The organism is Pseudomonas sp. CFBP13508 (genome assembly GCF_005233515.1).
Taxonomy (GTDB): Bacteria; Pseudomonadota; Gammaproteobacteria; order Pseudomonadales; family Pseudomonadaceae; genus Aquipseudomonas; species Aquipseudomonas mercuritolerans.
Genome location: NZ_QFZZ01000001.1, coordinates 1 through 19034, shown reverse-complemented (window position 1 = coordinate 19034; position 19034 = coordinate 1). Strand labels below are relative to the sequence as shown.

22 protein-coding genes are annotated in these 19034 nt (G+C 59.7%); 13 read left to right on the top strand and 9 right to left on the bottom strand.

The annotated features are described in order from the left end of the window. Positions 1-7 precede the first annotated feature (7 nt). Positions 8-706, top strand: coding sequence for a tRNA (adenine(22)-N(1))-methyltransferase TrmK (locus PspCFBP13508_RS00110; protein ID WP_343287049.1), 699 nt, complete (start codon positions 8-10; stop codon positions 704-706). A gap of 193 nt (positions 707-899) precedes the next feature. Here the strand turns inward: PspCFBP13508_RS00110 and ycaC (PspCFBP13508_RS00105) are convergent, their stop codons facing one another. Continuing rightward, positions 900-1529: an isochorismate family cysteine hydrolase YcaC gene (ycaC, locus tag PspCFBP13508_RS00105; RefSeq protein ID WP_016774235.1), complete on the bottom strand. Its 630-nt coding sequence runs from the start codon at positions 1527-1529 to the stop codon at positions 900-902. Positions 1530-1794: 265 nt separating this feature from the next. Here ycaC (PspCFBP13508_RS00105) and PspCFBP13508_RS00100 point away from each other — a divergent pair, with 265 nt between their 5' ends. Next, on the top strand, positions 1795-2505 hold the full coding sequence (locus PspCFBP13508_RS00100; RefSeq protein WP_016774234.1) for an SDR family NAD(P)-dependent oxidoreductase: 711 nt from the start codon (positions 1795-1797) through the stop codon (positions 2503-2505). Between the two features lie 94 nt (positions 2506-2599). Beyond that, on the top strand, positions 2600-3529 hold the full coding sequence (locus PspCFBP13508_RS00095; RefSeq protein WP_137213239.1) for a LysR family transcriptional regulator: 930 nt from the start codon (positions 2600-2602) through the stop codon (positions 3527-3529). On the opposite strand, the gene PspCFBP13508_RS00090 is transcribed toward PspCFBP13508_RS00095, so the two are convergent. After that, positions 3530-4447, bottom strand: a complete 918-nt coding sequence (locus tag PspCFBP13508_RS00090; protein WP_137213238.1) for an AraC family transcriptional regulator — start codon at positions 4445-4447, stop codon at positions 3530-3532. It lies immediately after the preceding gene. A gap of 174 nt (positions 4448-4621) precedes the next feature. After that, entirely contained in the window at positions 4622-5386 is a 765-nt protein-coding gene (locus PspCFBP13508_RS00085; protein WP_137213237.1) for an SDR family oxidoreductase, read from the bottom strand. Between the two features lie 258 nt (positions 5387-5644). On the opposite strand from PspCFBP13508_RS00085, the gene PspCFBP13508_RS00080 reads away from it, so the two are divergent. Together PspCFBP13508_RS00080 and PspCFBP13508_RS00075 are read left to right on the top strand one after the other, a co-directional pair. Next, a complete protein-coding gene (locus PspCFBP13508_RS00080; RefSeq protein WP_137213785.1) occupies positions 5645-6526 on the top strand; it encodes an AraC family transcriptional regulator in 882 nt (293 codons plus the stop codon). A gap of 126 nt (positions 6527-6652) precedes the next feature. Next, complete coding sequence (locus PspCFBP13508_RS00075; RefSeq protein ID WP_137213236.1) at positions 6653-7390, top strand: SDR family oxidoreductase; 738 nt, start codon at positions 6653-6655, stop codon at positions 7388-7390. A 543-nt stretch (positions 7391-7933) separates the two neighbouring features. On the opposite strand, the gene PspCFBP13508_RS00070 is transcribed toward PspCFBP13508_RS00075, so the two are convergent. Next, a complete protein-coding gene (locus tag PspCFBP13508_RS00070; RefSeq protein WP_137213235.1) occupies positions 7934-8629 on the bottom strand; it encodes a B3/4 domain-containing protein in 696 nt (231 codons plus the stop codon). 46 nt (positions 8630-8675) lie between these two features. Between PspCFBP13508_RS00070 and PspCFBP13508_RS00065 the strand changes: the two genes are divergently transcribed. After that, the gene (locus PspCFBP13508_RS00065; RefSeq protein ID WP_137213234.1) at positions 8676-9302 is read left to right on the top strand and encodes a helix-turn-helix domain-containing protein; all 627 of its coding nucleotides are present in this window, start codon (positions 8676-8678) and stop codon (positions 9300-9302) included. A 70-nt stretch (positions 9303-9372) separates the two neighbouring features. Here the strand turns inward: PspCFBP13508_RS00065 and PspCFBP13508_RS00060 are convergent, their stop codons facing one another. Both PspCFBP13508_RS00060 and ycaC (PspCFBP13508_RS00055) read right to left on the bottom strand, forming a co-directional pair. After that, positions 9373-9573: a hypothetical protein gene (locus PspCFBP13508_RS00060; protein WP_130912486.1), complete on the bottom strand. Its 201-nt coding sequence runs from the start codon at positions 9571-9573 to the stop codon at positions 9373-9375. 145 nt (positions 9574-9718) lie between these two features. Then, positions 9719-10348: an isochorismate family cysteine hydrolase YcaC gene (ycaC, locus tag PspCFBP13508_RS00055; RefSeq protein ID WP_137213233.1), complete on the bottom strand. Its 630-nt coding sequence runs from the start codon at positions 10346-10348 to the stop codon at positions 9719-9721. Positions 10349-10553: 205 nt separating this feature from the next. On the opposite strand from ycaC (PspCFBP13508_RS00055), the gene PspCFBP13508_RS00050 reads away from it, so the two are divergent. Then, positions 10554-10817 (top strand): hypothetical protein, encoded by a 264-nt coding sequence (locus PspCFBP13508_RS00050; protein ID WP_130909541.1) that lies wholly within the window; start codon positions 10554-10556, stop codon positions 10815-10817. Then, entirely contained in the window at positions 10814-11551 is a 738-nt protein-coding gene (locus PspCFBP13508_RS00045; protein WP_130909540.1) for a Fic family protein, read from the top strand. The genes PspCFBP13508_RS00050 and PspCFBP13508_RS00045 overlap by 4 nt, the downstream gene beginning before the upstream one ends. Before the next feature lie 96 nt (positions 11552-11647). Here PspCFBP13508_RS00045 and PspCFBP13508_RS00040 read toward each other — a convergent pair whose 3' ends face one another. Then, a complete protein-coding gene (locus PspCFBP13508_RS00040) occupies positions 11648-12574 on the bottom strand; it encodes a Gfo/Idh/MocA family oxidoreductase (protein WP_130909539.1) in 927 nt (308 codons plus the stop codon). A gap of 273 nt (positions 12575-12847) precedes the next feature. Here PspCFBP13508_RS00040 and PspCFBP13508_RS00035 point away from each other — a divergent pair, with 273 nt between their 5' ends. After that, complete coding sequence (locus PspCFBP13508_RS00035; RefSeq protein WP_137213232.1) at positions 12848-13453, top strand: SCO family protein; 606 nt, start codon at positions 12848-12850, stop codon at positions 13451-13453. Next, positions 13453-13932, top strand: coding sequence for a copper chaperone PCu(A)C (locus PspCFBP13508_RS00030; RefSeq protein ID WP_073475275.1), 480 nt, complete (start codon positions 13453-13455; stop codon positions 13930-13932). Before PspCFBP13508_RS00035 ends, PspCFBP13508_RS00030 begins: the two co-directional genes overlap by 1 nt. Before the next feature lie 88 nt (positions 13933-14020). Here the strand turns inward: PspCFBP13508_RS00030 and PspCFBP13508_RS00025 are convergent, their stop codons facing one another. Next, the gene (locus PspCFBP13508_RS00025; protein ID WP_071171860.1) at positions 14021-14512 is read right to left on the bottom strand and encodes a hypothetical protein; all 492 of its coding nucleotides are present in this window, start codon (positions 14510-14512) and stop codon (positions 14021-14023) included. Between the two features lie 219 nt (positions 14513-14731). Here PspCFBP13508_RS00025 and PspCFBP13508_RS00020 point away from each other — a divergent pair, with 219 nt between their 5' ends. Both PspCFBP13508_RS00020 and PspCFBP13508_RS00015 read left to right on the top strand, forming a co-directional pair. Next, positions 14732-15106, top strand: a complete 375-nt coding sequence (locus PspCFBP13508_RS00020; RefSeq protein WP_130899769.1) for a hypothetical protein — start codon at positions 14732-14734, stop codon at positions 15104-15106. After that, on the top strand, positions 15103-15300 hold the full coding sequence (locus tag PspCFBP13508_RS00015; RefSeq protein ID WP_137213231.1) for a helix-turn-helix transcriptional regulator: 198 nt from the start codon (positions 15103-15105) through the stop codon (positions 15298-15300). Before PspCFBP13508_RS00020 ends, PspCFBP13508_RS00015 begins: the two co-directional genes overlap by 4 nt. Before the next feature lie 36 nt (positions 15301-15336). Here the strand turns inward: PspCFBP13508_RS00015 and PspCFBP13508_RS00010 are convergent, their stop codons facing one another. After that, on the bottom strand, positions 15337-16353 hold the full coding sequence (locus PspCFBP13508_RS00010; protein WP_137213230.1) for an ABC transporter substrate-binding protein: 1017 nt from the start codon (positions 16351-16353) through the stop codon (positions 15337-15339). Between the two features lie 327 nt (positions 16354-16680). Here PspCFBP13508_RS00010 and PspCFBP13508_RS00005 point away from each other — a divergent pair, with 327 nt between their 5' ends. Beyond that, the gene (locus tag PspCFBP13508_RS00005) at positions 16681-18891 is read left to right on the top strand and encodes an LTA synthase family protein (protein WP_137213229.1); all 2211 of its coding nucleotides are present in this window, start codon (positions 16681-16683) and stop codon (positions 18889-18891) included. The last annotated feature ends 143 nt before the right edge of the window (positions 18892-19034 follow it).

Sequence of the window (19034 nt, the reverse complement as noted above, 5' to 3'; positions counted from 1 at the left end):
GTCGCCGTTGAACCAACAGACATTGTCCATGCGCCTTGAACGCGTCGCGGCTCACGTGCCGGTCGGCGCACGACTGGCCGATATCGGTTCCGATCACGCCTATTTGCTGGTTGCCCTGATGCGCCGAGGCCTGATTACAGCGGCGGTGGCTGGCGAGGTCGCGCGCACGCCGTTCCACGCAGCGCAACGCACCATCAATGACAACGACCTGCACGGCCAGATCAGCGTGCGTCTGGCCGATGGTCTGGCGGCGATCAGGCCTGACGACGGCATCAGCGCCATCACCCTGTGCGGGATGGGCGGCGAAACCATTCGCGATATTTTCGAATCCGGCAAAGCCCATCTCAGTGGCCACGAAAGACTGATCCTGCAACCCAACGGCGGCGAGCAAGCGCTGCGCCAGTGGTTGATGGATAACGGCTACCGCATCGTTTGCGAAGAAGTGCTGCACGAGAATCGCTTCGACTATGAAATCATCGTTGCCGAGCGCGGCTCTGATCCGGTGACTTACGATGCCAGGGAACTGTTTTTCGGACCGCTGCATCTGCAGGCGCGCTGCCCGGCATTTCTGCACAAATGGCAACGCAGGCTGAAGCAGCGGCAGAAGACGTTGGGGCAGTTTACGCGAGCGCAACAGACGTTGCCGGAGGATAAAATTCTTGCGCTGAAGCAAGAGATGCAGTGGATCAGCGAATTGCTCGGGTGACTGCGCGGCCGTCTACGCGAGCAGGCTCGCTCCCACAGGAAATTGCATTTCTCTTGAGGAAACACGGTCAACTGTGGGAGCGAGCCTGCTCGCGAAAGCGGTGGGTCAAGCTACAGAGCAACCAAGTTGGCCGCAGCCGTCGGAAAAACAAAAAGCCTGCTGTTGAAAGCAGGCTTTTTCGTGGCTCGTGAACTTACTTCTGCTGCGTCAGCGCCGAGTAGCTGTTCATCAGGTTGCGGTAGTTGGGGATGCGCTGCGACAGCAGATTGCCCAGGCCTTCGATGTCGTTGCGCCAGTCGCGGTGCAGCTCACAGGCCACCGAGAACCAGTTCATCATCTGCGCGCCGGCCTGAGTCATGCGGCTCCATGCGGCTTGCTGCACGGTGGTGTTGAAGGTGCCGGACGCATCGGTGACTACGAACACATCAAAACCTTCGGCCAGTGCCGACAGGGTCGGGAACGCTACACAGACATCCGTTACGACACCGGCGATGATGATCTGCTTGCGCCCGGTGGCTTTGATCGCCTTGACGAAATCTTCGTTGTCCCAGGCGTTGATCTGGCCAGGGCGAGCGATGTACGGCGCATCCGGGAACATTTCTTTCAGCTCCGGCACCAGCGGGCCGTTCGGGCCTTGTTCGAAGCTGGTGGTAAGGATGGTTGGCAGGTCGAAGAACTTGGCCAGATCCGCCAGCGCCAGCACGTTGTTCTTGAACTCGTTCGGCGAGAAGTCCTGCACCAGCGAGATCAGACCGGTCTGGTGGTCAACCAGCAGCACGATAGCGTCGTCTTTGTTCAGGCGGTTGTAGGTTGGAGTGGTCATGGTGTGCGTCCCTTTTCAAGTTTGAAGTTTTGTTGTTGCGTTCAAGTTGGGTACAGATTACTGACGCACAGCAAAGGGATAAATCGGCTGAAAAGCGTTTCACCGTCCACTCAAACGGGACAATCATTCGAGGCCCGCTCTGATTAGATACACCACAGTACAAATGATGTACCTCAGCCCCCATTTATCAACTCGGCACAACTTCCTAAAGTCTCCTCCAACAGCCACCCGCCATCCTGACGGGCCAGCGACAGAGGAAATCATCATGAGCACATCGAAAAAAGTAGTTGTCATCACCGGCGCCTCGCAAGGCATTGGTGCAGGTCTGGTCGAAGGCTTTCGCGCCCTTGGCCATCAAGTGGTCGCCACCTCGCGCTCGATCAAAGAGTCGAGCGACCCGGATGTCCTGACCGTCGCCGGCGACATTGCCGATCCGCAAACCGCCGAGCGCGTGATTCGCGCCGCTGTTGCCCGCTTCGGTCGCGTCGATACGCTGGTCAACAATGCCGGGATCTTTCTGGCCAAGCCGTTCACCGCTTACAGCCAGGCGGACTATGCCCAGGTCGTGGCGACCAACATGAGCGGCTTCTTCTACATCTCGCAACTGGCCATCGCCGAGATGGAAAAACACGGCAGCGGCCACGTCGTCAGCGTGACCACCAGCCTGGTCGATCATGCAATCGACGGCGTGCCTTCGGTATTGGCGTCGCTTACCAAGGGCGGCATCAACGCCGCGACCAAATCCCTGGCCATCGAGTACGCCAAGCGTGGCATTCGGGTCAACGCCGTGTCGCCGGGCATCATCAAGACGCCGATGCACGCTGAGGAAACCCATCAGGCGCTGGGCAGCCTGCACCCGGTCGGCCACATGGGCGAAATCGACGACATCGTGCAAGCGATCCTCTACCTCGACGGGGCAAATTTCGTCACTGGCGAGATCCTGCATGTCGACGGTGGCCAGAGCGCCGGCCATTGATCGAAACCCTGCAACGCCGCCGGTGGATACCGGCGGCGTCGTTGGTTGTGGTACACAGAGGATGAACGTCCGTCGATCCTCGGTGCGAGCCACAATGAAACGCCATTTTGAAGATTTGCAGTTAGGCAGTATCGAACTGTTCTGCCTGGCCGCCGAAGCCGGCAGCTTCACCGCCGCCGCGCAACTGGCCGGGGTCACGCCGGCCGCAGTGAGCCGGTCGATTCTGCGTCTGGAGCAACGCCTGGGTTCGCGACTGTTCGCGCGCACCACGCGCAGCATTCGCCTCACCGACGCCGGCCGGAGCTTCTTCGAACAATGCAGCCAGGCGCTGACGCAACTGGTTGAAGCGCAGCAGGAAGTCATGGGTGCGCAGACTTCGCCGTCGGGGCGACTGCGCATCAGCCTGCCTACCACCTACGGGCATCACCGCATCCTGCCGCTGCTGCCGAAATTTCGCGCGTTGTACCCCGAGGTCACGGTCGACGTGCACTTGGGCAACCGCAATATCGACTTCGTTGAAGAGGGCTACGACCTGGCGATACGCGTGCGCGCACAACCGGACTCGACGCTGATCGCGCGCTTGCTGGAAGACGCCGCCCTGGTGGTGGTCGCCGCCCCTGAATATCTGCATAGAGCCGGCACGCCGCAGACGCTGGACGATCTCATCGCGCATGAGTGCATCCAGTTCGAATTGCCCAGCAGCGGGCGGCGGATTTCCTGGCTGTTTCAGGAAAACGGCCGGGACCTGGAAGTGATTTCCGACGGTGGCTATTCCTGCTCCGATGACGTGCTCGGCGGTGTGACGCTGGCCAAGCACGGCGCCGGGCTGTTTCAGACTTACCGTTTCATCGTCGAGCAGGAACTCGCCGATGGCCGCCTGATTGAAGTGCTGCAACCGTACACCGGACGTTCGCGCCCCTACACCCTGCTCTACCCGCACGGCCGCTATGTGCCGCAACGGGTGCGGGCGTTTGTGGATTTTCTGCTGGGGTTTCGTGATGAATGGGCGGGACCCGCGCGGTAATCAGCCGGTCTGACGCAGGCGGCTGAGTTCCTTGGACGGCGGGCAGCCGAACTGGCGGTTGTATTCGCGGCTGAATTGCGAAGCGCTTTCGTAGCCGACGCGGTAGCAGGCGCTGGACACGTCCAGCCCTTCATTGATGATCAGCCGCCGTGCCTCTTGCAGGCGCAGCTGTTTTTGATATTGCAGCGGGCTCATGGCGGTGACGGCTTTGAAGCGGTGATGCAGCGCCGAGTTGCTCAGGTTGGCCACCTGCGCCAGCGCGTCGATACGCAGCGGCTCGGTGAAATTCTTGTTCAGCCAGTCGATAGCGCGCGTGACCCGGTGGGTCTGCGAATCGTTGACGGCGATTTCATACAGCAGATGCCCGTGCTGGCCGCGCAGCAGGCGGTAATACACCTCGCGCAACGCCATCGGCGCGAGCATGCCGATGTCGCGCGGATTATCCAGCAGGCGCACCAGACGCAGCATGGTGTCGAGCAGGGTCACGTCGATCTTGTCGAGAAACATCCCGCGCCCGCCGTCCTGTGGCATGCCGGTCAGCGGCGACTCGGCAATCAGTTGCGTCAGTTGCGCCGGATCGAAATCCAGCCGTACGCAAAAATACGGCGCCTCGGGCGAGGCTTCGATCACCCGTCCCGACACCGGCAACGTCACCGACACCACCAGGTAATTCAGCGGGTCGTAGAGGAAACGTTCGTCACCCAGCCCGACTTCCTTGCGCCCCTGCACGATCAGGCACAGCGCCGGCCGGTGCACCACGTGAATCAGCTCGGACGGCCCATCGAGACGGATCACGTGCAGCGGCGCAATCGCCGTTTCGTAGGTGCCTGGCGCATCGAAGCGTTGAGTCAGCAGGCGCACCAGTTCGGCGCGATACACCGCCGTGTCGTGAAGAATGGAAGCGTCGTGGTTATCCATGCAATGGGCCTCGAAAGCAGACGAAGGTGGGTCAACCGCGGAGGAAGATTAGCCAGTTTTATCCAGCGGCGACTAGATCAAAGATGCTGCAGATTTGCCTGATTCTGCGTGCTCGTCTTACTGGCAAAGCCATGGGCGCGTTATCACACGCGCCCTTGGCTTCTCACGCCACTATCAACCCGCCGTTACCGTCATGCCGCCATCGGCCATGACCACCGAGCCGACCATGAAACTGGCGCGGTCGGAGGCCAGAAAGGTCACGATCTCGGCGATCTCTTCCGGCTGCGCCGCCCGACCGATCGGCGCCGCTTCACCGTGTTGCGCGAGGAAGCCCGGGCCATCCTCGACCACGTCATTAAGGATATTAGTCACCACATCGCCGACGCCGATGGCGTTGACGCGAATGCCGTGCTCGATGACTTCCAGGGCCAGCGTGCGGGTCAGTTGTGCCAGCGCACCTTTGGAAGCGGTGTAGGCGGCAATGGTCGGAAAGGCAAAGTACGACGCATAGGAAGCGATATTGACGATCGCGCCGGACTTGTTCGGGATCATCGCCTTCACCGCTTCGCGGCAGTGCAGGAAGGCGGCCGTGGCATTCACTGCCTGGATCTTTTCCCAGTCGTCGCGGCTCATGTCGATCACGGTTTTGTTGATGATGATCCCGGCGTTGTTGACCAGAATATCCAGGCGCCCGAACTGCTCGACGGCAAGGCCTACTGCGCGTTCGGCGGCGCCGTCCTCGGTGATGTCCGCCACCAGCGGCACCAGATCGGGACGGGCCAGTTCTTCGACAGCCGGATTGAGGTCTTCGGCAATGACCTTGGCGCCGCGAGAGTGCAGCATCAGCGCAATCGCCTTGCCGATGCCACTGGCCGCGCCAGTGACCAGTGCAACTTTACCGGCGACTTCTTGTGGCAGGGTGTGGTTGAAATCAGTCATGGTTTTAACTCCTCGATAGCGAATCGGTGTTGCGCCTGATGGCGCGGTCGTAAACACGGCTTCACTGTCGCGCACTGTCCGCCGCCGGGCTTTCGGGCGATTGCCGGGGCTGTCGGAGTTTTGCGCTGGAATTTCTCATTCGCCCGCCCTAACCTTCAAAATCATTCGCAGCCAAAGCTTTTGATGGAGCGTCCTGTGCCCTCTGCCAGCCCCGCTACACCGACAATCAGCCAGCCCGCGCGCATCGCCGCCGAAGCCATGCCGGAGCATCTGCCCGGTATTGCGGAAACGACCACGCCGCGGCCGCAGATCAAGGATGCAGTGGTGCAGCTCTTCCGCCATCAGACCCTGCTCGAGCCGATCCGCGTGCCGTGCGTGGCCGAACCGCTGCTGGTGCTGGTATTGGCCGGCACTGCCCGGGTCGAAGAACGTTCGTTGGGCGGAGAATGGCAGGCGAGCCAGGTCACGGCGGGCGACTTCTTCCTGACCAACACCCGCGAACCCTACGAGATGCGCTGGCAGACCGAAGGCTGCGAGGTGTTCGAAGTCATGCACCTCTACCTCGGCCTAGGCCTGATCGAACAAGCGGCCCGCGAAGCGTTCGGCGAACAGGCCGGTGCAGTGACGTTTGTCGATGTGTCCGGTGCGCGTGACGAGCAGGTCAGCTTCATCCTTGAGCAACTGCGCATCGAACTGACCGAACAGCGCCAACCCAGCGCACTGCTGGTGCACAGCCTGGCTCAGGCGTTGGCGATCCATCTGCTGCGTCATTACCTCGACCCCGACAGCAACCCGCGCCGCGACAACGCCCTGCCCGCCTACAAACTGCGCCGGGTGATCGAAGCCATGAATGCGAATCTGGCGGAGGATTTCAGCCTCAGTCATCTGGCCGCCATCGCCGGGCTGAGCGACTACCACTTCAGCCGCACCTTCAAGCGCGCCACCGGTTTATCGCCCTCGCAATACTTCATCCGCCTGCGCATGAGCCGCGCGCGTCATCTGTTGCTGGAGACCGCAGGCAGCGTGATCGACATCGGCCTGGAGGTTGGCTATTCCAGCCCCAGCCATTTTTCCCAGGTGTTCCGCCGCGAAGTTGGCGTCACCCCAAGTGCCTACCGCGATGCGCCACGCGGGGCCTGAAACCTGTCCAAAAGCGATGCAGCAGAATTGGGCAAATCCCGTGGAGGAATCGATTAATAGCCCATGAGCCCCCGCACTTAATCTTCTTCCAAGCCCACTCACGGGCACACAGAAGAGGACGACATCATGCTGAACATTCAAGACAAAGTGATCGTGATTACCGGCGCCAGCAGCGGCATCGGCGAAGCCACCGCACGCCTGCTCGCCGAACGTGGCGCCAAAGTGGTGTTGGGTGCACGGCGCACCGAGCGTCTGGCCGTGATTGCCGAAGAGATCAACGGCGCGGGTGGCCACGCGCAGTTCCGCGCGCTGGACGTCACCGATCAGCAGGATGTGCAGCGCTTCGTCGATTTTGCCGTGGAGCACTACGGCCGCGTCGATGTGCTGGTCAACAACGCCGGGGTCATGCCGTTGTCACGGCTGGATGCGCTGAAGGTCGATGAGTGGAACCGCATGATCGACGTCAACATCCGTGGCGTACTCCACGGTATCGCCACCAGCCTGCCGTTGATGCAGCGCCAGCGCGCCGGGCAGATCATCAACATCGCCTCGATCGGCGCCTACGCGGTCAGCCCTACTGCGGCGGTGTACTGCGCGACCAAATATGCGGTACGGGCGATTTCCGAAGGCTTGCGTCAGGAGGTGGGCGGCGATATCCGCGTCACCGTCATCGCACCGGGCGTTACTGAATCGGAACTGGCCGAGAGCATTTCCGATGAAGGCGGCCGCGAAGAGATGAAGTCATTCCGCAAGATCGCCATCCCCGCCGAAGCCATCGCCCGCGCGATTGCCTACGCCGTTGAACAACCGGCAGATGTCGACGTCAGCGAACTGATCGTCCGCCCAACGGCGAGCCCTTACTGAGACCCGGAGTCAATCTGTGGCAGCTAGCCTGCTCGCGAAAGCGCAGGGTCAGGCGAACATGATGTTGAATGTACCGCCGTCTTCGCGGGCAAGCCCGCTCCCACAGGGGGTTGTGGCACCACCAAATCATTGGTCAACACGGAACATTGTGGGAGCGAGCTTGCTCGCGAAAGCGGTGGATCAGCCGGCAAAGATTTTGGATGTACCGCCGTCTTCGCGGGCAAGCCCGCTGCCACAGGGTTTGGTTGCACCACCAAATCATTGGTCAACACGGAACATTGTGGGAGCGAGCCTGCCCGCGAAAGCGCTGGGTCAGCCGGCAAAGATGTTGAATGTGCCGCCGTCTTCGCGAGCAGGCCCGCTCCCACAGAGGTTGTAGCACCACCAAATCATTGGTCAACACGGAACACTGTGGGAGCGAGCTTGCTCGCGAAAGCGGTGGATCAGCCGGCAAAGATGTTGAATGTGCCGCCGCCTTCTCGAGCAGGCTCCCACAGGGAATCGCGGTGCCGCTGACGAAACGGGCTGGCACTCATATCCAACCTAACGCGCCCCCGGCCCGATCAACATGCTTTCGATCTCGGCGCCGGGCATCATTTGCTGCAATCCTTCGATGAGCTTGTCGCCCGCCTCGGTCAGCGCTTCCAGCGGCATCGTCGGCAGGCTTTCGAGGATGAACCACATGTGCTGCGCCTGCGCATCGAGGCGGGTTCGCACGCCTTGGCGCCAGTTCCAGCGCCGGCAGGTCACGCCTTGGTCATCGCGCCAGACCACTTCGCCGGCATCCGGAAACTCGTGCGCGGGCAGGCCTTCCTTCATCGTGTCGAACGGCTCGCTGCCATCGGCGACGACCAGACGCGGCGAGCCGACGTAGGCCTCGGCATTCTCGCCCCCCACGGGAATCGCGTAATCCAGACTGATGGCGTTGTAGAGATCGACAACCGGATCAATGCTCGGCAAGTTGCCGTCGCGCAACACACGCTTGCGCAGTGCCTCGGCCGAGCAAGGCGTGCGCTGCGGTTTGGCGCCGAACTGGCGAAACACGTCAGCCCAGGCCTGAAGATGCGCATGCGCCCACGCCGGACCACCGTTGGCGACGGTCTGACAGGCTTTGGCCAAGGCTTCATCGGCCACGTAAGCCTGAGTAATCGGCGCCGCTTGCACGACAATACTCAGCGCTCTGAAGCCCGGCGCGAGTTGCGCAACAGCCGGATCGATTGACGGCACGACAGACAGCATCCCAGAATCCCCCTCATACCCGAATTTCAAACGATGCTAGCGATCAATGACCAAGAAAGTCAATATATCGACCGAAGCCGGCGCCGATGTCGAGACCGTCAGCGCGGCGGTGTCGCGCACGCTCAAACAGGCGCGCAAACAACAGGGCATCACGCTCGACGAACTGTCCCGACGCTCGGGCGTGAGCAAAGGCATGGTGGTCGAGATCGAGAAAGGCTCGGCCAATCCGAGCATCGCAACGCTGTGCAAGATCGCTGCGGCGCTGGGCTTGTCCGTGGCGGACTTCGTCAATGTCGCCGCCACCCCGACGGCGCATCTTATCGACAGTGATGACATCCCCACGCTATGGACCGGTGAACTGGGCGGATCGGCGCGCCTGCTGGCCGGCACCAGCGGCCCGAACATGCTGGAGTTGTGGCGCTGGGAGCTGTTTCCTGGCGAGTCGTTTTCTTCAGCTGGTCACCCGAATGGCACCACCGAGTTGTTTCATGTCGAAAAAGGCACGTTGCATCTGCAAGTTGGCGATGCCGAGCTGATTGTCGGGCCTGGGTGTTCGGCGGTGGCGCGGACCGATGTGGCGCATGGGTATGCCAACCATGGGCGAGCGAAACTGGTCTTCACGATGTCAGTGACTGAACTGCATCAGGGTGCCAGGGAAAGCCCCTCACCCTAGCCCTCTCCCCGAGGAGAGGGAACTGTCCGGGTTGACCATCATAGGGAGCGTTCCCCTTCAAACAGCACGGTCAGCGTGACGGCGGATGCTCCGTCGAAACCGAATTGGCCGCATCCACATCCGACATGTCTTCTTCCACAGGTGCCTCGTCGTCCGGCGGCAAAGGCACCTCGGGGTTTTCGCGCTGGGGATCGTGCCCGGTCTCGTTGTCGGTGGTGCGCGTCACGGCCTGTTGCGACTGGTTGCCAGGTGCGTTTTCATCAATGTCCATGTCGGTCTCCGAGGTGATCAAAAGATGTGTACCTGAGCGTGTGAAATGCCCTTGCGTGACAAGTGCCCGGCAATGGACGAACGGCGTTCTGTAGAAAACGCAAAAAGCCTGCTTTCGAGGCAGGCTTTTGCTTTGGATTTAACGCTTACTTCTGCTGCGTCAACGCCGAGTAGCTGTTCATCAGGTTGCGGTAGTTGGGAATGCGCTGCGACAACAGATTGCCCAGGCCTTCAATGTCGTTGCGCCAGTCGCGGTGCAGCTCACAGGCCACCGAGAACCAGTTCATCATCTGTGCGCCGGCCTGAGTCATGCGGCTCCATGCGGCTTGCTGCACGGTGGTGTTGAAGGTGCCGGACGCATCGGTGACCACAAACACGTCAAAGCCTTCCGCCAGTGCCGACAGGGTCGGGAACGCTACACAGACATCCGTTACCACACCGGCAATGATGATCTGCTTGCGCCCGGTGGCCTTGATCGCCTTGACGAAGTCCTCGTTGTCCCAGGCATTGATCTGGCCTGGACGAGCGATGTATGGCGCGTCCGGGAACATCTCTTTCAGCTCTGGTACCAGCGGGCCGTTCGGGCCTTGCTCGAAGCTGGTGGTGAGGATCGTCGGCAAGTCGAAAAACCTGGCCAGATCCGCCAGCGCCAGCACGTTGTTCTTGAACTCGTTCGGCGAGAAGTCCTGCACCAGCGAGATCAGACCGGTCTGGTGATCCACCAGCAGCACGATAGCGTCGTCTTTGTTCAGGCGGTTGTAGGTTGGAGTGGTCATGGCGTGCGTCCCTTTTCAAGTTTGAAGTTTTGTTGTTGCGTTCAAGTTGGGTACAGATTACTGACGCACAGCAAAGGGATAAATCGGCTGAAAAGCGTTTCACCGTCCACTCAAAGAGGACAATGCCAAGAGTCGAAATGCTAGACGGCTAATCCGCCGGAACGGCGCCATGCTATGCTCCGACAGAGAAAACGAGGGGTTAACAATGAGCGAATCAGCCACTGACAGCGTCGCGAGCGAAGTATGCAAGCTTGCGGAAAAACACCGCATTGGCGCCGAGCGTGACGGCCTGAGCCGCATGGCGGCAACGATAACGCAACTGGCTGGTGATACCGTCGAGCTGGATAATGTTGAGCAGTTGCTGGTTAATCTGAAGCGAAAGGGTGTGTTGAACAAGGCAGAAATCATGGCCTTGCAAGGACGTTACCTTCAGGAAAAAAGGCGTTCGAAAAAGCAGCTCAGCGCATGACGTTCGACCCCTTCGGCGATTTCGAAACTGAAGGCTACCTTCGCAACTCGCTCAAGCTGAAAGACCCGGTTGAAGTAAAGGAATCGGAACATCTCTCTTTCGAAGCCAGTATCGAAGACGCCCTTGCTCATCTGGCAAAAAAGAGATCCATCGACTATCAAGCGATACTCAAAACTCATGAAATCCTGTTTGCCGGTTTCTACCCATGGTCAGGCAAAGACAGGAATGAGCTTGTTCCCCACCTCGCGGTTTTCAAAGGATCAAAAGAAGATCCGCATCACACACCTTTCGAGCGACCTGAGCTGATCAAAAGATCCGTCGAATATGCGCTGGAGCTCGCTACAAACAAAAAACGCTTCCGCGAGCGCCCCGGCGAGGTGATGGGCCAATTGGCTTTCGCTCATCCGTTTCTGGATGGTAATGGGCGGACTATCCTGCTCGTTCACATGGAACTGTGCTATCGAGCCAAGTTCGCCATCGATTGGTCGAAGACCAACAAAGATGCGTATTTACGGGCGCTCAGCGACGAGATCCGCGATCCTTCCAGAGGCCACCTGGACGACTATCTGAAGCCCCACGTCGTAGACATCTCAAGCCGTGAGGAATGGCCCGAAGTGATTGGCGGTATCAAAGGGTTGGACGGTTTGGATAAGGAAGGAATCGTCTACGCGAATCTGGACAATCCCGACATTCAGCAACTGTATGAAACCTACAGAACGCAGCCAATAAAGTGACCAAGAAGCCTGCTGTTAAAAGCAGGCTTTATTTGTCTGGCGGCCTGCGCGACGCAGACCTGCTTACGCGCCCTGACGACTCAAGCTGAAATTCACTCAATCGTAAAACGGCTCAACCAACGCCCGACTACCGACAAAGAAACTGTCCGCTACCAAGCGCAACGGTTGCAGATCCAGGTCGCTGGCCTTGTCGCTGATCAATTGCTGGAAGTGGCGATAGACCGCTGCGTACTCGCCCTCCTCCGAGACGCTTTGGCGCACGCCGTCGATGCTCAGCACCGCGCCGCCATTGTCCAGGCGCAGAACGCCCTCGGTGCAGCGGATTTCGATGCTCCACAGTTCGTCGTGGCCGTGGTCGAAATCAAACTCGGCGCGGACGTCCAGTTGACGTGCGTCAGACATTTTGATCGAGGCGGCAATCGGCGACTGGCAGTTGCTCGGTACGCGCAGTTCGGCGGCTTCGACAAACAGCGGCAGCGCCAGCAGGTGGGTGATGATCGACAAGGCGTTGATGCCCGGGTCGAAGACGCCGAGGCCGCCCGGTTGCCAGATCCACGCCTGGCCCGGATGCCACTTGCGCACGTCTTCCTTCCAGTCGATCTGCACGCTTTGCAGGGTGCGGCTGGCAAGCCATTCACGTGCAGCAGCGATGCCCGGTGCATAGCGTGAATGCCAGGCGAACAAAGCGCTGACGCCTTGTTCCGCGACTTGATCGACCAAGGCCATGGCTTCGCCCAATGTTGCACAAGGCGGCTTTTCAACAAGCACGTGCTTGCCGACCGCCAATGCCTGTTGCACCAGCGCGAAGCGCCCTTGTGGCGGCGTGCAGAACGCAATTGCGTCGACAGTCGGGCCGTTTTCGAGCAGTTCGCCCAGCGACTGGAAGTTCTCCACCCCGGCGCAAGGTTTGCCTTGGGTTGCGACCGCCACCAACTGGAACGCAGGGTTGGCGAGGATGGCGGGGACGTGTTGATCCTGGGCAATTTTGCCGTAGCCCACCAGGCCGAGACGAATCGGTTGCATTACAGACTCCTGTTGTTGTTTTGGTCGTTGCAGCGCAGCGGCAAGAGTACGTGTTTCTGCGCTCGCCTCCAATCGTCATACTATTTAAATCAAGTTTGCTCGCGGCGAACGCATGGCTTATTCGTCATTTCTTCTTACACCTTTTGTCGTCCGATCCCGCACTGCGCGGCGATCGGCAGCCGGCGATCAGCCTCAATTTGCTATCATGCGGCGCTTTTACGGTTAACCCCCCGCCAGTCCTGCCGACTCGCGGGCTGCAAAAGGCGGTATTAGATGACGGCTTTGTTGACTCGCCGCAAGGTACTTGCGGGAATGGGCGTGCTCGGGCTCGGCCTGCTCGCCGGTTGCGATACCCGTGGCCAACTGTCCTACAAGTACGGCAAGGATCTAAGTGACAAGATCCTCGGACGCACCTTCAAGCTGAAAAGCCCCGAAGGCGAAACCATGTCGCTGTCGAGCTTTCGCGGAATGATGCCGATGATCTTCTTCGGCTTCACCCAGTGCCCGGCCGTTTGCCCCACCACCCTGGCCCGCGCCGCACAGATCAAGAAACTGATGGGCCGCGACGGCGACCGTTTGCAAGTGGTGTTCATCACCCTCGACCCTGAGCGCGACACGCCGCAGATCCTCGACGCCTACGTCAAAGCCTTCGACCCGAGCTTCGTCGCGCTGTACGGCACGCTTGAGGAAACCAAGGCCACCGCCAAGGAATTCGACGTGTTCTACGAGAAAGTCCCCGCCGGCGACACCTACACCATCTCCCATACGTCCACCAGCTACGTCTACGACTCGCGTGGTGAGTTGCGCCTGGGCCTGTCCACTTCGCTGACAGCCCAAGAGTGCACGGAAGATTTGCTTACTGTTATGGAGGTCTGCTGATGCATCCCGTTCTGAATCACCTCAAACGCACCGTATGTGCACTGTCCCTGCTCGGCCTGGCCTTTCAGGCGTCGGCGCAGACCAAAGTCGACGACGCCTGGGTCCGTGCAACGGTGCCGACCCAGTCTGCCAGCGGCGCGTTCATGACCGTCACTGCCGACAGCGACAGCAAACTGCTCAGCGTCGCCTCGCCAGTGGCCAAGGACGTACAGATTCACGAAATGAGCATGAAGAACGATGTGATGACCATGGGCCCGGTAAAGTCGGTTGAGCTGCCTGCCGGCAAAGCCGTGAGCTTCGATCCGAACGGCTACCACGTCATGCTGATGGGCCTGACCGGTCAGTTGAAGGAAGGCGACAGCGTGCCGCTGACCCTGACCGTGGAAAACGCCAAGGGCGAGAAAGAAACCATCGAAGTCAAGGCACCGGTTCGCGCGCTGACCAACATGGGCGGCCACGATCACAGCAAGATGCATTGATCGCTGACTGAAAGACTGTTCGCCTGACAGAAAAACGGGGCGGCCTGATCGATGATCAGGCCGCCCCGTTTTTTTGATGTGTGCAGAATTAACGCTTGCGGGCCAATGCGTTGCGCACGCTTTCCGGTGACATCCCTGAGCTGGAACGGGTCATGGGTTCAACGACGGTCGCCTTGGCCAACTGTTCCTTGCGCTTCGTGACCTGACGCCAGTGGTAAGCGAAATATCCGACTGCTACCACGATCCCCAACCAACCGAACACCGAACTCACGAAGAACCACAGCGCCAGTGTGACCCACACGGTTTTCGAGTTGAACAACTTCAAACTGTCGTCGGCAGGCACCGGTTCGACCGGCGTCTGTGGCGCCTCCGGTACTTTCTGCATCCCCTGCAGATCAAAGCGCAGCGCGAAGTCCGCCCCGGGCACAGGCACCTCGATCTGATTGCCTTCAGCACGATGCACGCGAATTTCGCCATCGACGAGCGAGACGGAGCTGAAACTGATCTGGGTGTCACAGCGAATCTCGCCGTTGACCAAGGTCACGACCGTTCGTTGTGAGTCAGCGGGAGTGTCGCGCATGTCGATTCCTTGAGCGTTCCACGCCGGACGACGTGCGAAGGGAAAATCCGTTGGAGGCAAATGCTACTGAGTGGCTAATACGCTGTCCAGAAGCGTGAACCCGGCTGCAAGTTATCCGGCTCGAGCGTGTTCGAAGTAACCAGCCTGATGGAAAGCGTGGTTTACATCTGAAACAACATCAGCAACCATGTAAAGGGTCTTTTACATAGGAAGTGAAGAATGAACCGGTACCACCTCGAATTGGGCGCAGCATTAATCCTCTACATGCTGGTGCTGACAGCATCATTGATTGCCTCGCAATACCTGATGGATGCGCACCTCGTGCTGCGCTCGGCCGTCGCACTGACGCCGATCATTCCGGCGGCCCTGATGTGCTGGGCCATCGTGCGGAACATGCGGCGCATGGACGAAATGCATCTGCGCATCCAGTTCGAAGCCTTGGGGTTCGCCTTTGCCGCCTCGGCATTGGTGACCTTCAGCTACGGTTTTCTGGAAAACGTCGGCGCCCCGCATATCCCGTGGACGTGTGTGTGGCCGGTAATGGGGCTGATGTGGATTGTCGGCCTGCACATTGCGCGACGCCGCTACCAATGAAAAACCGTCTCAAGGAATTGCGCGCCGAGCGCAAGTGGTCGCAGGTCGATCTGGCCGAACGCCTGAAAGTGTCGCGCCAGACGATCAACGCCATCGAAAACGAACGCTACGATCCGAGCCTGCCATTGGCGTTTCAGATTGCCCGGGCGTTTGAGCTGCCGATTGAGAGCATTTTTGATGATGGCGAATCTTGAATGGCAAAAGGGGCAACACACGTTGCCCCTGTTCGATCAACTCCCCGCACCACCATGCGCCTCTTCAAAAAAGTAATCCTTCCAGCTCGCCGCCTTGTTTTTCAGCACGCCCAGTTCCTGCAATTTCTCGGCGTAGATGAACGTGCGTTGCGGTACGACGGTGAAGTCGATTTCCGGGTCTTTGACGATTTGCTCGACCAGTGACAGCGGCAGTTTCGATTGCTCTACGCGGATGTAGGCCTGGGCAGCGGCGGGCTTGTCGGCTTTGATGATCTGCTCGGCTTCGGCCAGTGCGTCGTAGAACGCCTTGTAGGTTTTCGGGTTGTCGTCGTGAAATTTTTCCGTGGTGTAGAGCACGTTGAACGTCGCCGGGCCGCCGAGGATGTCGTAGGAACTCAGCACTTTGTGCACGTTGGGGTTTTGCAGCGCCTGGTATTGAAACGGCGGGCTGGAGAAATGCGAGTTGATTTCCGAGCCGCCGGCGATCAGCGCGGCGGTGGCGTCCGGGTGCGGCAGGCTGACCGAAATGTTGTCGAACTTCTTGAACTGGTCATTACCGTATTCCCTGGCGGTTTCAATCTGCAGGGTACGCGACTGGAAGCCTACGCCTGCGGCCGGCACGGCGATACGGTCCTTGTCGCTGAAGTCCTTGAGGGTTTTGATATTCGGGTTGTTGGTCAGCAGGTAATTGGGCATCGAGCCCAGCGCGGCGATGGCTTTGACGTTCTGTTTGCCCTTGGTGCGGTCCCACACAGTAAGCATCGGCGGCACGCCGGCCGAGACCACGTTCAGCGCTCCGGTCAGCAGCGCCTCGTTCATCGCCGTGGCGCCAGAAATGCTGTTCCAGTCGACCTTGATCTCCAGGCCCTGGGCCTTGCCGTGTTTCTCGATCAATTGTTGATCGCGCACGACGTCGAGAATCAGGTAACCAATGCCGAATTGCTGGGCGATGCTGATTTTGCCCTCGGCCCGGGCGCCGCTGCTGAACAGCGCGCCCGCTGCCAGAGTTGCGGCCAACAGAGTCAGCGCAGAACGTTTGAACGGTGTGGCCATGACAACCTCGCAGCATGGGGATGGGCTGAAAAGCCTGACTTTATAGCTATAAAAAATTGAAATTAAATATCTTTATCGCATATCGATAGCACTGAGCGATTTGACGTCTGCTGCTGGAATTCAGGAGCAGTGGATCGACCTACAACAGTCTGAAACAAAAAACTGCCCCTCCGAAAAACGGCCATACGTCCCACAACCCAAGCCCGCTATGGGCACGCGCCGTTTCAGCGATCGCCAGCCGCAGGTTTTAATAGCCGATCAGCCTTCCTGCCCTTGGTATCATCACCCACACTTTTTTGACCCTTTGATGACAAGCAGGCCTTTTTTGTGAGCGCTCTTTTCAACTGGCTGCGGCGGCCGAATGCCCGCCTTTTTTCTCTCATCGTTCTGGTGTTGATCGTGCCGGTGTGCCTGCGTGCAGCATTGGGCTGGTCGACACCGCTGGGCTTTTTGTCGGATCTGGCCTTCGGCAGTTTGCTGGTGGTGACGCTGCATCGCCGCGCATGGTGGCTGGCATTGCCGGTGCTGATGTTCTGGGCGCTGCTGGCGGTCGCCACGGCAGAATTGGTCAGCGCCGTCGGCCGCCTGCCGACGCCTTCGGATATTCACTATCTGATCGACCCGCAGTTCGTCGAGAATTCCACTGGCGGCGGACTTGCGCACCCTGCCCTGGCCATGGCTTTGCTGGGTGCCCTGGCTTTCTGGCTGCTGACTCAGCTTGTTGGTCGCGGCTTGTCTCGCCCTGCTCTGCCTCGCTCTGTCTGGGCCGCGCCAATCGTGTTGTTCGCCGCACATTGGGGTGCGCAGAACCTGTGGCCGAATGACGGCGACGCCTGGCGCCTGTACAACCTGCCGCATCAATTGCTCGCCAGCGAAGTGGCCGACCTGCAGATCCAGGCCGAGGAATGGCTGGACGGCGACGTCGAAGAACCGACACCGGCGATGGCCGGGCTCACCGACGTCGATCTCAATGGCCAGAAGCTGCTCGCCGCGCCGGGCCAGGCGCGCAATGTATTGATCATCGCGCTCGAAGGCATCCCCGGCGCCTACATCCGTGCCAACCGTGAGGCGATCGGCAGTCATTATCAGGAAGACCTGATGCCCAACCTCAGCCGCTGGGCCGAGCGCGGCATGAACACCCCGGATTACGTGCTGCACACCCATCAGACCATTCGCGGTCTGTATGCCATGCTCTGCGGTGACTACGACAAGCTCAACAACGGCACGCCCAAAGGCGTGGAAATGCTCACCCTCAACGAGCGCAATCAGGCCTGCCTGCCGGCGCAACTACGCGAGCACGGCTTCAGCACCCATTACTTGCAAGGCGCCGGCCTGCGCTTCATGGCCAAAGACAAGATCATGCCGCACATCGGTTTCGATGCGACCCACGGTCTGGAATGGTTCAGCAACAGCAACTACCTGGAATTCCCCTGGGGCAAGGATGACAAGGCGTTTTTCGAAGGTGCGCTGGATTATGTCGGCCAGTTGAAAAAGCAAAAGCAGCCTTGGATGTTGACCCTGCTGACGGTCGGCACCCACCAGCCCTACTCCGCACCGGACGATTATCTGCAGCGTTATGAAACGCCGAAGCAGGCTGCTGTGGGTTATCTCGACGATGCGCTGGATGAATTTCTTTCGGGGCTGAAGCGCCAAGGCATTCTCAAGGACACGTTGGTGGTGATCACCTCGGATGAATCCCACGGCATCGACGGTGTGCGACTGGCCTCCTCGTGGGGTTTCAACCTGACGCTGGCACCGGAGCAGGCGCAACTGCCGCGCCTGAATGCCGGGGTCTATGGTCACGTCGATCTGAGCACCTCGATCCTTGACTATTTCGACCTGCCGGTGCCGACTGCGCTGAGCGGACGCTCGCTGTTTCGCGACTACGATTCCGGGCGCGAAATCATGTCGTTCACCAACGGCAAGCTGCGCTACCACGACGGCCAGGGCATCTTCTCCGAATGCGACCTGCCGCGCCGCTGCCGCTACTACCAAAGCACCGGCTTCATCGCCGAAAGCGCCACTTACAAAGGCACCTACAGCGGCCATCCGGCCCGGCAGATCGCCGCGCGCGCCGATGCGCTGGACCTGTCCCTGTTGCGCACACCACTCAATCATCGCTACCAGTTCGGCAGCAACAACATCATCCCTCTGCAAGCGCAGATCAAGGATGACTGGGCCGACAACCTGATCGGCGCGCAATACCTGGAAATGCCCAAAGGCTCGCACACCCGCGTGCGCCTGACCGTGCGCTCGGTCGATCCGCAGCAGGCGGCGTACATTCAGCTCAAGGCCAAGGAATTCGAACAGGACGTGCAACTGGGATTGCCGGCAGAAATGGTGGCGACGGCGGATCAGCCGCTGGAGATGGATTTCAGCTTTGAAAACCCGCAGCCCCGCAAGGCCTTCTCGTTTCATCTGTTGGGGTATGGCAATGGCGCGGTCGAGGTCTCGGACTTCAGCGTGATCACTGAACTGCCGGGGCAGGATGACATACTTGATGAAGTGCCCGAGGACGATACCGCGCAATCGAGCTAACCCCGTGCAGGAGCTGTCGAAGGCAGCAATCTTTTGCTTTTTGATTTTTCATCGAACAGCAAGATCAAAAGATCGCAGCCTTCGGCAGCTCCTTGTATCTCGACTAACGCTCCGTCAGGAGCGATAGTTCTCGACTGATCATC